The organism is Kineococcus sp. NBC_00420 (assembly GCF_036021035.1).
Taxonomy (GTDB): Bacteria; Actinomycetota; Actinomycetes; order Actinomycetales; family Kineococcaceae; genus Kineococcus.
Window position 1 is genome coordinate 2,383,709 of sequence record NZ_CP107930.1, and the last position, 14,581, is coordinate 2,398,289.

General features: G+C 72.8%; 15 protein-coding genes. 5 read left to right on the forward strand and 10 right to left on the reverse strand.

Translation table 11 applies throughout. The features are described from left to right. Window positions 1-77 precede the first annotated feature (77 nt). The 4 genes from OG218_RS11660 to OG218_RS11675 all read left to right on the forward strand — a co-directional run bounded on the left by OG218_RS11660 (window position 78) and on the right by OG218_RS11675 (window position 4,053). Window positions 78-737, forward strand: coding sequence for a class I SAM-dependent methyltransferase (locus tag OG218_RS11660; protein WP_328293389.1), 660 nt, complete (start codon window positions 78-80; stop codon window positions 735-737). 14 nt (window positions 738-751) lie between these two features. Continuing rightward, window positions 752-1,234, forward strand: coding sequence for an SRPBCC family protein (locus tag OG218_RS11665; protein WP_328293390.1), 483 nt, complete (start codon window positions 752-754; stop codon window positions 1,232-1,234). Continuing rightward, entirely contained in the window at window positions 1,231-1,836 is a 606-nt protein-coding gene (locus OG218_RS11670; protein WP_328293391.1) for a DJ-1/PfpI family protein, read from the forward strand. Before OG218_RS11665 ends, OG218_RS11670 begins: the two co-directional genes overlap by 4 nt. Before the next feature lie 72 nt (window positions 1,837-1,908). Beyond that, the gene (locus tag OG218_RS11675) at window positions 1,909-4,053 is read left to right on the forward strand and encodes a RecQ family ATP-dependent DNA helicase (RefSeq protein ID WP_328293392.1); all 2,145 of its coding nucleotides are present in this window, start codon (window positions 1,909-1,911) and stop codon (window positions 4,051-4,053) included. 3 nt (window positions 4,054-4,056) lie between these two features. On the opposite strand, the gene OG218_RS11680 is transcribed toward OG218_RS11675, so the two are convergent. From OG218_RS11680 to OG218_RS11705, 6 genes are read right to left on the reverse strand one after another with little or no spacing between them, the layout of a single operon-like run. Then, the gene (locus tag OG218_RS11680; RefSeq protein WP_328293393.1) at window positions 4,057-4,416 is read right to left on the reverse strand and encodes an HIT domain-containing protein; all 360 of its coding nucleotides are present in this window, start codon (window positions 4,414-4,416) and stop codon (window positions 4,057-4,059) included. Window positions 4,417-4,435: 19 nt separating this feature from the next. Then, window positions 4,436-4,861, reverse strand: coding sequence for a hypothetical protein (locus OG218_RS11685; RefSeq protein ID WP_328293394.1), 426 nt, complete (start codon window positions 4,859-4,861; stop codon window positions 4,436-4,438). Between the two features lie 32 nt (window positions 4,862-4,893). Beyond that, entirely contained in the window at window positions 4,894-5,295 is a 402-nt protein-coding gene (locus tag OG218_RS11690; protein ID WP_328293395.1) for a YcxB family protein, read from the reverse strand. Further along, window positions 5,292-6,206 carry an aminoglycoside phosphotransferase family protein gene (locus tag OG218_RS11695; protein ID WP_328293396.1) on the reverse strand — a complete coding sequence of 305 codons (915 nt, stop codon included), beginning with the start codon at window positions 6,204-6,206 and terminating at the stop codon, window positions 5,292-5,294. Before OG218_RS11695 ends, OG218_RS11690 begins: the two co-directional genes overlap by 4 nt. A 3-nt stretch (window positions 6,207-6,209) precedes the next feature. Further along, window positions 6,210-6,824, reverse strand: coding sequence for a class I SAM-dependent methyltransferase (locus OG218_RS11700; protein WP_328293397.1), 615 nt, complete (start codon window positions 6,822-6,824; stop codon window positions 6,210-6,212). Window positions 6,825-6,838: 14 nt separating this feature from the next. After that, window positions 6,839-8,050, reverse strand: coding sequence for an MFS transporter (locus tag OG218_RS11705; RefSeq protein ID WP_328293398.1), 1,212 nt, complete (start codon window positions 8,048-8,050; stop codon window positions 6,839-6,841). A 97-nt stretch (window positions 8,051-8,147) separates the two neighbouring features. Here OG218_RS11705 and OG218_RS11710 point away from each other — a divergent pair, with 97 nt between their 5' ends. Then, entirely contained in the window at window positions 8,148-8,828 is a 681-nt protein-coding gene (locus tag OG218_RS11710; RefSeq protein ID WP_328293399.1) for a type 1 glutamine amidotransferase domain-containing protein, read from the forward strand. Here the strand turns inward: OG218_RS11710 and OG218_RS11715 are convergent. From OG218_RS11715 to OG218_RS11730, 4 genes are all read right to left on the reverse strand, one after another. Then, window positions 8,761-10,227 (reverse strand): NtaA/DmoA family FMN-dependent monooxygenase, encoded by a 1,467-nt coding sequence (locus tag OG218_RS11715; RefSeq protein WP_328296235.1) that lies wholly within the window; start codon window positions 10,225-10,227, stop codon window positions 8,761-8,763. The two genes, OG218_RS11710 and OG218_RS11715, sit on opposite strands and share 68 nt — an antisense overlap. Window positions 10,228-10,381: 154 nt before the next feature. Then, complete coding sequence (locus OG218_RS11720) at window positions 10,382-11,599, reverse strand: NAD(P)/FAD-dependent oxidoreductase (protein WP_328293400.1); 1,218 nt, start codon at window positions 11,597-11,599, stop codon at window positions 10,382-10,384. Between the two features lie 146 nt (window positions 11,600-11,745). Further along, a complete protein-coding gene (gene katG / locus OG218_RS11725) occupies window positions 11,746-13,962 on the reverse strand; it encodes a catalase/peroxidase HPI (RefSeq protein WP_328293401.1) in 2,217 nt (738 codons plus the stop codon). Next, window positions 13,959-14,438 (reverse strand): Fur family transcriptional regulator, encoded by a 480-nt coding sequence (locus tag OG218_RS11730; RefSeq protein WP_328293402.1) that lies wholly within the window; start codon window positions 14,436-14,438, stop codon window positions 13,959-13,961. Before OG218_RS11730 ends, katG begins: the two co-directional genes overlap by 4 nt. Between the last annotated feature and the right edge of the window lie 143 nt (window positions 14,439-14,581).

Below are 14,581 nucleotides of genomic sequence, written 5' to 3' on the forward strand. Positions count from 1 at the left end.
GGTGGCCGATCGGTGACGGCGAGCCGCCCCTCGACCGGTGCGGGCGTGCTTGACTGCCTCCCCACGAGGGAGGTCCGGTGCGGGGTTTCGGAGGGATCGTCCTGCGCGGGTGCGACGCGTGGATGCGCGAGCACCCCTGGGACCACAACGCCCACCACCACCGGTGGATCCTGCGCCGGTTGCCCGGGCCGGTGGGCCGGGCCCTCGACGTGGGCTGCGGGACCGGCGAGTTCGCCCGTCGGCTCGCGGGCAGCGCCCGCCACGTCGACGCCGTCGACCGCGACGCACGGGTCGTCGCGACGGCCCGCGCACTCACCTCCGGCCTCCCCGTCGACCACCGCGTCCACTACCGCGTCGCGGACCTCGGGGACGCGGCCCTGGAACCCGGCTACGACGTCGTCACCGCCCTCGCCGTGCTGCACCACGTCCCCTTCGAACCCGCGCTGCGCCGGTTGCGCGAGCTCCTGGCCCCCGGCGGAACCCTCGTCGTCCTCGGCGTGTACCGGGAGGAGTCCCGCAGCGACGTCGCCCTCAGCCTGCTCGCCGTGCCGGCGAACCTCGTGGTGGGCTGGGTCAAGAACCTGCGGCAGCGTCGGGTCGCGGGTTCCGCCCCGACGGCTCCTGCGGTGTCGACCCTCACGCAGGTGCGGGCCGCGGCCGCTCGTCAGACCCCCGGGGCGGCGATCCGTCGACACCTGTTCTGGCGGTACTCCCTGGTGTTCTCGGCGCCCGCGTGAGGAGGGAGGGCCGGGTGACCCGGATCGAGGTGGTCACCGTCGTCGAGGCGGAACCCGGCGTCGTCTTCGACCTGGAGCTCGACGTCGACGTGCACGCGGCGTCGCTGGCCGGGAGTTCCGAGACCGCCTCGACGAGTTCCGGTCGACGGGTCCTGCAGCTGGGCGACGACGTGACGTTCTCCGCGCACCACCTCGGGGTGTGGTGGACGATGACGAGCCGGATCACCACCCACGAACGCCCGGGGTTCTTCGTCGACGAACAGGTCGACGGCCCGTTCGCCCGGATGCGGCACGAGCACCTGTTCGTGCGCGCGGGGCCGGCAAGAACCCTGATGCACGACCGGATGGACGTGGCGCTCCCCTGCGGCGCAACCGGTTGTGTCGTCGCCCGGGTCGTCCTCGCGCCGTACCTCCGACGGCTCCTGCGGCGGCGGGGTCGCGCGGTCGCGCTCCTCGCGGCGGGTCCCGTCCCGCCGGGCGGCAGACTGGCGCCGTGACCACTCCTGCAGAGACGCGGAACATCGGCATCGTCCTCTTCGACGGTGTCGAGGAGCTCGACGCCGTCGGTCCCTGGGAGGTGCTCGCCTTCTGGGCGCGTGGTTTCCCCGACGACGGCTGGTCAGTGAGTTGCCTGTCGCGGACGGGGGGACCCGTGCGGTGCGCGAAGGGCCTGCTCGTCGGGGCGGACCACTCCTTCGCCGACGCCCCGCCGCTGGACGTCCTGCTCCACCCCGGGGGTCGCGGCACCCGCCCCCAGCTCGTCGACCCCGAGCACCTGGACTGGGTCCGCGCGCAGCGCGAGGCCGTCCCGCTGATGACGAGCGTCTGCACGGGGTCGCTGGTCTACGCGGCGGCGGGTCTGCTGCGCGGCCGCCCCGCCACGACGCACTGGGGTTCCCTGGACGTGCTGGCGGAGCTCGACCCGAGCATCGACGTGCGCCCCGACGACCGCTTCGTCGACGACGGTGACGTGATCACCTCCGCGGGGGTCTCGGCGGGCATCGACATGGCGCTGCACCTGGTGTCGCGCTTGGCCGGGGTCGAACGGGCGCGCGAGGTGCGGCGCGGGATCCAGTACGACCCGCAGCCGCCGGTCTGATCCCCGCCCCGGTCCCGGACACCTGTGGACGGCGGTGGGCCCGTGTCGGACGTCGGTGGCAGAGTCCTGCCCATGCCCGCCGCCACCGCCCCCTCCGCGACGACCCTCGACCGCACCGCCCTGCGCGCCGAGGCGGAGCAGGTGCTGCAGCGGCTCGTCGGCAGCCCCGACGCGCGGCTGCGCGAGGACCAGTGGACGGCGATCGAGGCCCTGGTGGCGGATCGTCGCCGCGCGCTCGTCGTGCAGCGCACCGGCTGGGGGAAGTCGGCGGTGTACTTCGTCGCGACGGCGCTGCTGCGCGCCCGCGGGGCCGGTCCGACGGTCATCGTCTCCCCCCTGCTGGCCCTGATGCGCAACCAGATCGCGGCCGCCGAACGGGCCGGGGTGCACGCGGTGACGGTGAACTCCACGAACGGCGAGGACTGGGGCCGGGTCTACGAGGACGTCCGCAACGGGGCGGTCGACGTCCTGCTCGTCTCCCCCGAGCGCCTCAACAACCCCGGTTTCCGCGACGAGGTCCTCCCGCCGCTGGCCGCCACGACGGGCCTGCTCGTCGTGGACGAGGCGCACTGCGTCTCCGACTGGGGCCACGACTTCCGACCGGACTACCGGCGGATCAGGACGTTGCTGGCGGACCTCCCCGAGGGCATCCCGGTCCTCGCGACGACGGCGACGGCGAACGAGCGCGTGACGGCCGACGTCGCCGAGCAGTTGTCGGTGACGGGGACGCGAACCCTCGAGGACGTCCTGGTCCTGCGGGGCTCCCTCGACCGCGAGTCGCTGCGGCTGGCCGTGGTGTCGATGCCCACGCACGCCCACCGCCTCGCGTGGCTGGTCCAGCACCTGCCGGAACTCCCGGGTTCCGGGATCATCTACGTGCTCACGGTGTCGGCGGCCGCGGACGTCGCGGCGCACCTGCGCAGGCACGGGATCGAGGCCGTGCCCTACACGGGGCAGACGGACCCGGCCGAGCGGTTGCAGGCCGAGGACGACCTGGTGAACGACCGCATCAAGGTGCTGGTCGCCACGAGCGCCCTGGGGATGGGTTTCGACAAGCCGGACCTCGGGTTCGTCGTGCACCTCGGGGCGCCGAGTTCCCCGATCGCCTACTACCAGCAGGTCGGGCGTGCAGGTCGTGGCATCGACAACGCCGAGGTCGTCCTGCTGCCGGGCGCCGAGGACCGCGACATCTGGCGCTACTTCGCCTCCATCGGCTTCCCCGCCGAGGACGACGTCCGGCTCGCGCTGAGCGTCCTCGGTGACGCCGGAACACCGATGTCCACCCCGGCCCTCGAGGCACGGGTCACGCTGCGCCGCAACCGGTTGGAGATGATGCTCAAGGTCCTCGACGTGGACGGCGCGGTCAAGCGGGTTCGCGGTGGGTGGCAGGCGACGGGCGCGGAGTGGAACTACGACACCGAACGCTACGCCCGGGTCGCGCAGACCCGTGAGGTCGAGCAGCAGTCGATGATCGACTACGTCGCCACGACGGGGTGCCGGTTGGAGTTCCTGCGCCGCGCCCTCGACGACCCGGACGCCGCTGCCTGCGGACGCTGCGACAACTGCGGTGGGTTCCAGGTGTCGCGCGACGTCGACGAGAGCGCCGTCACCCGGGCCGGGGCCGACCTCGACCGGCCGGGGGTTCCGCTGGAACCGAAGAAGATGTGGCCCTCGGGCATGAAGGCCCTCGACGTCGCCGTGTCGGGGAAGATCGCACCGGCCGAACAGCCCGGTACCGGACGTGCGGTCGCGCGCACGACGGACCTCGGCTGGGGCAACGCCGTCCGCGAACTCTTCGCCACCGGTGTTCCCGACGGCGAGACCCCCGTCCCGCTGCGGCACGCGGCCGCGGCGGTCCTGGACGACTGGGCCCGCGACCTGGCCCTCGACGGCATCGTGGCGCTGTGTTCGGCGTCGAGGCCCCAGCTCGTGGCTCACCTCGCCGACGGTCTCTCGCGCTACACCGGTCTCCCGGTCCTCGCGACGTTCCGCCTGCTGGACGACTCCCCGACCCGCAGCGACGTGAACTCCGCCCACCGCCTGTCCCAGGTCGCGCGACGGTTCGAACTCCCCGACGACGCCCCCGTCGCCGGCAAGCGCGTCCTGCTCGTCGACGACCGCACCCGCAGCGGGTGGACGTTGACGGTCGCCGCCCGGCAGGTGCGTCGTGCGGGCGCGGACGCGGTGTACCCGTTCGTCCTCGGCGACGGTGAGTAGGGGTCAGTCCCGCAGCTGCCGTCCGGAGTGGACGTGCACGTGCAAGTGCTTGGAGTCCTGGTAGGTGCCGAGGTTGGTGAGGACCGCTGCGGCGCCCTCGCGGACCTCCACCTCCCGGGCGATCCGCTGCACGACGCGCAGGAGCGCACGGACCGTCGACTCGTCGGCGGCCGTGACCGTCGTGAAGGACGCGATGTGCCGTTTCGGGACGATCACGACGTGGGTCGGCCAGAACGGTCTCGTGTGGTGGAAGGCGAGGACCTCGTCGTCCTCGTGCACGACCCGGAGGGCCTGCGGGTCCGGCAGGGCGACGTCGCAGTAGAAGTCGTCGCCGGTGTAGTCCGTGCCCGGGCTGGTCGGCACGGGTCCTCCTCGGGTCGGGTCAGTCGGCCGTCGCCCGGACGGCGTCCTCGTACTGCCGCCGGTCGAAGGTGAACGGTCGCAGTTCGCGGTAGTCGGCGTCCAGGAACCCGTGACGGTAGTCGGACCAGGTGACCGTGTCGTCCTCGACCCGCACGACGGCGGAGAAGGGCCAGCACCCCGCCTCGCCGCAGGTGCAGCCCAGCAGGACGGTCCCCGAGCCCGCGGCGGGTTCCCCGAGGTAGTACCGGGAGGGCCAGCGGATCCCGGTCCCGGTCAGCCCGGCGTACCAGCCGGCCAGGGAGGGGTCCCCCCGCCGTCGGGCGGCCGGGAGTTCGACCTTGCGCAGCAGGGCCGCGAGGGGAACACCGCTGAGGAAGGGGGCGATCGAGGAGTGCAGACCCGTCGGGAACTGCTCCTCGAGGACCCGGAACTCGATCGTCTCCACCCCCGGACGCTACCTCCGGTGACGGCGATCGGTCAGCGCGTGGGTCCCGGCGCACGCTCGGCGACGGTCCGGCGCACGAACTCCACGACCTCCGGGGAGGGGAACACCCGCCGCGGGACGGCCAGGAACAGCCTGGTACCGAGCTCCAGGACGAGGACGTGCGGTCGCTCCGCGATCCCGCGGACGTCGACCCGGACGGTGTGCGACGTCGAGCCGCTCGCGGTCCGCACGTGCACACCGTCCTCGGCCACGACCAGCGCCAGGAACGGCGTTCGCAGCAGGGCGCCTCCGGCGAGCACGAGGACCAGGCCGATGAGCGACACCAGGAGACGACGACCGGCACTGGCCGCGAACGCGGCCCGGAACGCCTCGTCCAGTTCGTACCGCTCGGGAACCCGGTCGAGGAGGACGGGCAGGACCGGGGAAGAACTCACGGAACCACGGTAGGCGCTCCGGTGGGCCCACCACCGGGCTGCGCCTGCGAGAACTCGGCGAGGAGCCGGCGGCACCGGACCGGGTCCTCGGTCAGCCCCGCGCCCAGTGCCCACGCCCAGTACTGCACGGTGCGCGCGACCAGCCAGCGGCGCGCTCGTCCCGGGTCGAGGTCACCGGCGGTCACGAAGGCGTCGAACACCTCCGGCAACTCCCCCTCACCGGGGCACCCGTCGACGCTGCGCAGCAGGAACTCCGGGAGGGAGCGTTCCGGGTCTCCCGCCACCGGCCGGGGGTCCACCGCGACGAAACCCCCGCCGGGGCGGTGCAGGACGTTCTCCGGGGTGAGGTCGGCGTGCACGAGAACGGGTTCCCCGCGCCCGCGCGCCAGTTCCCCGGCGCACCTCGCGGCCTCGTCCCGCCACACCTCCGGGATCGACTCGTCCGGCACACCCCGGCACTCCGTCGCGATGGCCCGTGCCTGCCCGGAGGTCGTGGGCAACCCGGGCGGTGGACGGACGGCGAGCCGACGGACGAGCCGGCCCGCCACGCGGGCGGCCTCCACCGGCGGCAGGTCGAGCAGTGACCGCGCAGGGTCGAGGCGTTCGAGCAGCAGCGCCCCCCGGTCCTCGTCGGCCGCGACCAGCCGCACCGCACCGTCACCGTCCCAGGCCTCGAGGGCCGCCACGACCCCCGGTTCCGGCGGGGCGAGCCGCAGCGCCATCCGTTCCCCACCCCGTCGGACGGGGACGACCGCCGCGTGGGCTCCGTGGCGCACCGGTTCCCCGTCCTCGACGGTGAGGTGCCAGCGTTCGCTCACCCCGGCCAGCAGGGACGGCAACCCGGACAACCACCGTGCGCCGGCTCCACCGGCGAACGACGGGCTCCCGAGGAGACCCGCGGGGACGTCCACGGGTCAGACCGCTCGCGCGGCGACGACGGCGTGCGGACGCCGTCTGCCCTCCTGGCCCCGCTGCGCCCGCTCCACCTCCTCGAACCCAGCCGCGCTCAGTCGGCGGACGAACTCGTCAATCGGCCACCGGTGGGCGGTGATCACGGTGTGCGCGAACGGTTCGCACACCTCGCCGTCGAAGAACCCGACGACCAGCGAACCTCCCGGCGTCAGCATCCGGCGGAGCTGAGCGAGGACCGTGTCGAGGTCGGCGGGTTCGACGTGGATCAGCGAGTACCAGGCGAGGACGCCGGCGACCGTCCCGTCGGGCCGGTCGAGCCCGGTCAGCGAACCCACCTCGAACCGGACCCCGGGGTAGATCGCGCGGGCGTGGGCGACGAACTCCGGCACCAGGTCGATCCCCGTCACGTCGGCCCCGGCCGCGTGCAGGTGTTCGTGCAGGTGGGCGGTCAGGTGCCCCGGGCCGCACCCGAGGTCGAGGACCGGGCCGCGGCGACGCCCCAGGTGTCGCTCGATCAGCCGGAGGTCGTCGGGGTGCACGACGTCCATGGTTCCCAGGGTCTCGACGTAGCGGTCGGCGAGCGCCGAGTACGCGCGCTGGACGACGTCGGGGTTCACCGGGCGGAGCCTACTCAGGCCTCGGCGCGGCGGCGGGTCCACGCGAGCGAGGTGGACACCAGGCTCAGGACCGCGAGGGCGGCGACGCCCACGAGCACCGCCTCGGGGTTCCAGACCTGCGCGAGGGCCTGGATCACCACCGGAGCCGCGAACCCCACGTAGGTCAGGGCGTAGAACACGGCTGTCGCCACCGCCGCGTGCTGGTCCGGCGCGAGGGCCTGGACCAGTCGGAGCCCGCTGACCAGGAGCAGGCCGTAGGCGGAGCCGAGGACCACCGCCGTGGCGACCAGCAGGGCCACCGACCCGGTCGCGACCGTGACGGTGGCGACCAGCATGCCCACGACCACCGCGAGGACCCCGACCCGGAACGGCGTGGCGGGAGATCGTCGCTCGAGACGTTGCGCCAGCGGCTGGACGAGGATGCCCGCGCCGAGCGTCGTGGCGGCGATCACCCCGCTGCCGACCGCACCGTAGCCACCGAGCGGCACCAGGACGGGTAGTGCCGCCAGGGCCGTGGTCGCGGCCCCGAACACCCACGGTGCGGTGGTGACGATGGCGAACAAGAACAGCCGCCCGCCCAGCACGGTGCGCAGACCGGGTCCGGGGATCGTGCCGGCGCTCGGTCGGGCGGCCGGCGGTTCCGGCGTTCCGCGCAGCGCCAGCAGGGCCGCCCCGACGAGCACCACGTGGAGCAGGTAGGCCACGGGGCGGGGCGCCGGGAACCACTGGACGACGATCCCGGAGACGAGCGGCCCCAGGGCGAACCCACCGGTGAGCGCGCTCGCGGCCCGGCGGGCACCGGCGGCCCCGGAGCCCGCGTCGTCGGAGAGCCGCCGGATCCAGGCGGTGGCCGGGGCCAGTGCGGCACCGGCGCTGACCCCGACCAGCACCCGGCCGGCGAGGATGCCGGCGAAGTCGTTGCCGGACAGGAGGATCACCAGGGTTCCCACGGCGGACAGGACGAGTCCGGAACCCAGCACGGCCCGTCGTCCCCACCGGTCGGAGAGCCGGGCCAGCACCAGCAACGCCGGGATCAGCCCCAGCGCGTAGGCGCCGTACAGCGTGGTCACCTGCACCTGGCTCAGATCGCCCCGGTAGGTCTGGAGCAGGGAGGCGAACATGTTCGCGCCCCAGGCGACGACCAGCGCCCCGAACGCGGGGCGCCGCCAGGCACCCGGCCCGAGCGGCTGGACGGCGGTCGAGGAACCGGGCGTGTCGAGGGTCACGACGACGAGACTAGACGCGACTAGACCGGTCGTCTAGTGTTCCCACCACCGCCGGACCACCGGCCGTACCCACCAAACCCAGCGAGGCGCACTCCCCATGAAGGTCCTGATCGTCCTGACCTCCCACGACCAGCTCGGCGACACCGGCCGCACGACCGGCTTCTGGCTGGAGGAACTCGCCGCGCCGTACTACGGGCTGAAGGAAGCCGGCGCGGAACTCACGCTCGCCTCCCCCAAGGGCGGCCGGCCCCCGCTGGACCCCAAGAGCAACGAACCGGACTCCCAGACCGAGCTGACCCGCCGCTTCGAGAACGACCCCGAGGCGCTCGCCGCGCTCGCCTCCACCGAGGTCCTGTCCACCGTCGACGCGGCCGACTTCGACGCCGTGTTCTACCCCGGCGGCCACGGGCCGCTGTGGGACCTCGCGGAGGACCAGCACTCGATCAGCCTGATCCAGGACTTCCTGCGGGCCGGCAAGCCCACCGCACTGGTCTGTCACGCACCGGGCGTGCTGCGCCACGTGGTGGACGAGGACGGGACCCCGGTCGTGAAGGGCAAGCGGGTCACCGGTTTCACCAACTCGGAGGAAGAGGGCGTCGGCCTCACCGACGTCGTGCCGTTCCTGGTCGAGGACGAACTCGTCGCCCTCGGTGGCGACTACTCCAAGGGCGCCGACTGGGGCTCCTACGTGCTCGAGGACGGGGTGCTGATCACCGGTCAGAACCCGGGGTCGTCCGCTGCCGCGGCGGACCTGCTGGTGCAGGCGCTGAAGCAGTAGTCCGTGCGGGTTCGGCCCCTCCCGGTCTCGCTCGACGGGACGCTCCCGGGTGATCGGCGGCGAGGTGGGCCGAACCCCGACCGGACAACTGTTCCCGCAGGGTTCCCGTCGTGGGGACCTGGGGCAGACGACCGCGCTCGCGCAGGACCGGCACGACGAGTTCCACGAAGTCCTCGACGTCGCGCGGCGCGAAGACCGGCTCCAGCATGAACCCGTCGAGGTCGGTGGCGTCCAGGATCCGTTCGAGCCCGTCGGCGACCTCCACGGGGTCCCCGGTGATCGCGAAACCCCGTGTCCCGCGGCCGCGCAGGGCGTCGAGCACCTCGCGGACGGTCTTCGCGGGTTCGCCGTCACCACCGGTGAACCGGGTGATGTTCGTCTGACCGGTCTGGCCCGCCGCTCCCCGACCGAGGACCTGCTCGAGGGTTCCGTCCGGGTCCAGCGAGAGCAGGTCGATGCCGGTGTTGTGCGAGTAGAGCGCGGCGACGATCTCGTCCGACTGCAACGCCTCGAACTCGCGGCGTCGGGCGACCGCCTCCGCGTGGGTGGGGGCGACCACGACGGTGACCCCGATGATCGTGGTGACCGACTGCGGATCCCGCCCGTGGGCGGCGACCTCGGCCCGGATGTCGGCGACGGCCTGCGCGGTGGCGTCCATCGTGGTGGCCTGCACGAACACCGCCTCGGCGTTGCGGGCCGCGAAGGCCCGTCCGCGCTCCGACGTCCCCGCCTGGAACAGCACGGGTGTCCGCTGGGGTGAGGGCGGGGAGGCGAAGTAGCCGGAGGACCGGAACCAACGGCCCGCGAACGACACCCGGTGGATCTTGGCCGGGTCGGCGTAGAGCCCGGCCGCACGGTCCACGACCAGGGCGTCGTCCTCCCAGCTTCCCTCCCAGAGGTTCAGGGCGGTGTCGACGTACTCGTCGGCCATCGCGTACCGCTCGTCGTGCAGGACCATCTCGTCGTGCCCGAAGAGTTCGGCGACGACGTCCTGCGCCGATCCCGTGACGATGTTCCAGCCGATGCGGCCCTCGGTGAAGTGGTCGAGCGTGGCGAAACGCCGAGCGGTCTGCACGGGGTGGTCGAGGCCGGTCGGGGAGGTGACGACGAACCCGAGGCGTTCCGTCTCCCGCGCCAACGCCGTGACGACGACCGCCGGGTCCAGGGTCGGGAAGTTGATGCCCCGGGCCGCCGCCGTCTCCGCCAGTTCGCCGTCGGCGGTCGGGTAGCCGAAGGTGTCGGCCAGGAACAGGAAGGTGAAACCCGCCCGGTCGATGACCTGGGCGAGGTGCACCCAGTGCTCGAGCGAGGTGAAGTTCGCACCGGCCGAGCGGGGGTGGGGCCAGCTGAGCGTCCCGCCGACCTGGGGACCGAGGACTTCGAAGACTCCGAGGTGCATCTGCTTCACGACACGACTGCGCTTTCAGGAGAGGACGTCTCACCTGCGCCGCGCAGGCCGTGCACCCGCCGGTCGGTGGGTCGTGAGGTGGAGCGGGGTGAGTGGAACACACCGGACCTCGACCGGGCAAGACTCCCCCGGTCGGGTGGGCCGGTCAGACCTTGCCGCGCAGCAGACGGTGCCAGTACGTCTGCGGAAGCACGTAGCGGTCGAGCCACCACGCGGCCCGGCGCGGCGCGAACGGGTCCGGGAGCTTCAGCGGGCGCGGGCCCTTCCGGTCGGCCTGCACCAGCATCAGCCGGTCGCGGGCGGTCGTCACCGGCATGACGGTGTACCCGTCGTAGGAACGCAGCCGGCGTCCCCGGGCGGCCGCGGCGATGTTGTGGGCCACGACCGGGACCTGCTTGCGCAGGGCCCCGCCCGAGGACCGGGTGCCGATCGAGGCGGCGTCCCCGATGGCCCAGACGTCCCCGAAGCGCTGGTGCCGCAGGGTCGCGGGGTCGACGTCGACGAGTCCGGCCGGGCCCGCGTCGCCGAGGCCGCTCTCGGTGATCCACTCCGGGGCGCGGTAGTGGGGCACGAGGTGGGCGTAGGCGACGTCGTCCACCCGCCGCGTCCCGGCCGGCGTGACGATGTCCACCGCACGCAGCACCGGGTCCACGGCCTGCACCCGCGAGCGACGGAGCACCGTGATGCCGTAGGACGCGAAGGCCACCTCGAGGTGCTCGTCGGCCCCGGCCACCCCCAGCGCCTGCTCCTCGGGGATCACCAGGGTGACGTCGAGGTCGGCCAGCACGCCGCGGCGGCGCCAGTGGTCGCAGGCCATGAAGAGGGGTTTCAACGCCGTCGGCGCGCAGGGTGCGGGTTCCGGCGGCATCGAGAAGACGACCGGACCCGTGCGGATCCCCGTCAGCGCCGGCCACACCAGGGGGGCGGAACTCGGGACGTACGTCGATCCCGCCCAGCCGGAGCTGTAGGCGTCCTGCAGACCCGGGGTGGCCGCCCAGTCCTCACGCATGCCCGGGCAGAGCACGAGCGTGGTGTAGCCGATGCTCGCCCCCCGCCGGGTCCGCACCGTGCGGGTCTCGGCGTCGACCGACGCGACGGCGTCCTGCACCCACCGGCAGCCGTCCGGGACCACCGAGGCCATGGGCCGTTCCACGTCGGCCGGGGCGGCCTGACCCGCCCCGACGTAGTTCAACAACGGGCGGTAGCGGTGCACCGGGGACGGCTCGAGGACCACGACGTCCTGGGCACCGTCGCGCAGCAGCTTGGCGGCCAGCGAGATGCCCGCGTTGCCACCGCCGACGACGAGGACCTCCGCGTGGGTGACCGGATCGGTGGGGCGGGGAGCTCGACGGGGGGTGGTCACGGGGCCACCTTCCGCGCCAGACGGTGAGCCCGCCAGTCGTGGGTCGTGGCCAGGGTCCGCCGGGCAGCGGAACGCCCCGGCCCGCGGTGCGCGGGCCGGGGCGTCCCCGATTTCCGGTGCCCTGGTTCAGAACTCCCGGGTGGTGCTCAGCGCAGGTCGAAGCGGTCGAGCTCCATGACCTTCTGCCACGCCGCGGCGAAGTGCCGGACGAACAGTTCCTGCGCGTCGTCGGCGGAGTAGACCTCCACGATGCCGCGCAGGATGGAGTTGGAGTTGAACACCAGGTCGACGGCGGTGGCCGTGCGGACGACGTCGCCGGCGGCGTCCAGGCCCTCGTAGACGCCCTCGGTGTCGGTGGCCGTCCGCCACTGCACGCCCAGGTCCAGGAGGTTGCGGAAGAAGTCCTGGGACAGGACGCCCGGGGTCTCGGTGAACACCCCGTGCTGCACGCCGCCGGTGTTCGCGCCCAGCACCCGGAGACCGCCGATGAGGACGGTCATCTCGCGGGCGGTCAGCTCGAGCATCCCGGCGCGGTCCAGCAGCAGCGTCTCGGGGTGCAGCTTGCTCGACGGGTCGATCCAGTTGCGGAACCCGTCGGCCCGCGGCTCGAGCCAGCGGTAGTTCTCGACGTCCGTCTGCTCCTGGGTGGCGTCCGTGCGGCCGGGCGAGAACGGCACCGTGAGGGAGACGCCCGCGTCGAGCGCGGCCTTCTCCACCGCGGCGCTCCCGCCGAGGACGATCAGGTCGGCGAGGGAGACCTTCTTCCCCGTCGCCGCCTCGAACTCGTCCTTGACGCGCTCGAGGACCGGCAGGACGTCGGCGACGCCCGCGTTGACGGCCCAGCCGAGCTGCGGTTCCAGACGCAGGCGTGCGCCGTTGGCGCCACCCCGCTTGTCGGTGCCGCGGAAGGACGCCGCCGCGGACCAGGCGGTGTGGACCAGTTGCGAGACGCTCAGCCCCGCGGCGAGCAGGCGCTGCTTGAGGTCGGCGACCTCCGCCTCACCCACGAGTTCGTGGTCGACGGCGGGGGTCGGGTCCTGCCAGACCAGTTCCTCGGCCGGGACGTCCGGCCCGAGGTAACGGCTGCGCGGGCCCATGTCGCGGTGCAGCAGCTTGAACCAGGCGCGGGCGTACTGGTCGGCGAAGTGCTCGGGGTTCTCGTAGAAGCGCTTGGAGATCTCGTGGTAGACGGGGTCCGCCATGAGCGCGAGGTCGCTGGTGAGCATCATCGGGGCGTTGCGCTTGCCCTCGATGTGCGCGTCCGGCACGAGGTCGCCCGCCGCGGGGTCCTTCGGCTTCCACTGCTTGGCCCCGGCAGGGCTCGTCGTGAGTTCCCACTCGTGGGAGAACATCGTCTCGAAGTAGGTGTTGTCCCACTGGGTCGGCGTGGGGGTCCACGCCCCTTCGAGACCGCTGGTGATGGCGTCCGCACCCTTGCCGGTGCCGAACTCGCTCTTCCAGCCCAGGCCGTTGCCGTGGACGGGGCAGCCCTCGGGTTCCACGCCGACCAGTTCGGGGTTCCCGGCGCCGTGGGTCTTGCCGAACGTGTGGCCGCCTGCGACGAGCGCGACGGTCTCCTCGTCGTTCATCCCCATGCGCCCGAACGTCACGCGGATGTCGTGGGCCGAGCCCAGCGGGTCCGGCTGTCCCTTCGGGCCCTCGGGGTTCACGTAGATCAGGCCCATGGTGACCGCCGCCAGGTGACCCTCCTCGAGGTCCAGCGGGGTGTCGTCCTGGTAGCGCTCGTCGCCGAGCCAGGTGTCCTCGGGGCCCCAGAAGACCTCACCGGGCTGCCAGTTGTCGGCACGGCCGAAGGCGAAACCGAAGGTCTTCAGGCCCATGTCGTCGTGGGCCACGTTCCCGGCCAGGACCAGCAGGTCGGCCCAGGAGATCTTGCGGCCGTACTTCTGCTTGATCGACAGCAGGAGGCGACGCGCCTTGTCGAGGTTGGCGTTGTCGGGCCAGCTGTTCAGCGGTGCGAAGCGCTGCCCGCCCTCACCGCCACCACCGCGGCCGTCGGCGATGCGGTAGGTACCCGCGGCGTGCCAGGACATCCGGATGAACAGGGGGCCGTAGTGACCCCAGTCCGCCGGCCACCATTCCTGCGAGGTGTGCATGACCTCGACGAGATCGCGCTTGAGTTCCGCGACGTCGAGCTTGGCGAACTCGGCGGCGTAGTCGAAGTCCTCCCCCAGCGGGTCGGAGTCGCGCGACGGCTTGTTCAGCACGGACAGGTCGATCTGGTTCGGCCACCAGTCCTGCGCGGTGCGGGGCCGGCCGTTCGTGGCCGGCGTCGGCGACTTGATCGCCGGGTTCTCGCTCTCGCTGGTGGACTGGGACTGGGCCTTGTCGAGTTCGGTCACGAAGTGCTTCTCTCTGCTGAGGGAACGGGTTCGGAGGAATCGGTGGAAGGGGCCGGGGTCGTCGCGCAGGACCGGCACCGGCCCCAGTAGATGACCTCGGCCTCGTCGACGTCGAAACCGTCGACGAGGGGTGGCGTGACGCACGGCGCCTGCTCGGTGGCGCAGTCGACGTCGGTGATGTCCCCGCACACCCGGCACACGAGGTGGTGGTGGTTGTCGTGCACCCGTGCCTCGTAGCGGGCCACGGAACCCTGTGGCTGGATGCGTCGCACCAGGCCGTTGTCGGTCAGGACCCGCAGCACGTCGTACACCGCCTGGTGCGAGACCCCGTCCACGCGGGACCGGGCGGCGCCGATGAGGGCCTCCGTGTCCGCGTGGGGCAGGGCGTGCACCGCGTCGAGGACGGCGAGGCGCGGCTGCGTCACCCGCAGGCCCGCGCCGCGCAGCACGCGCTCGAGCTCCTCGGTGGTGGGCACACGGCCATCCTGCCCGCCCAGCTTGAACGGGTCAAGAACGGGAGGGCTGGGAGTCCCCTGAGGGACCGCCGGGATCGCGAGCCCTGGGTACGCTCGATCCACCCTCGTGACCCCTCCCACTGCATCCCTCCCACGGCATCCCT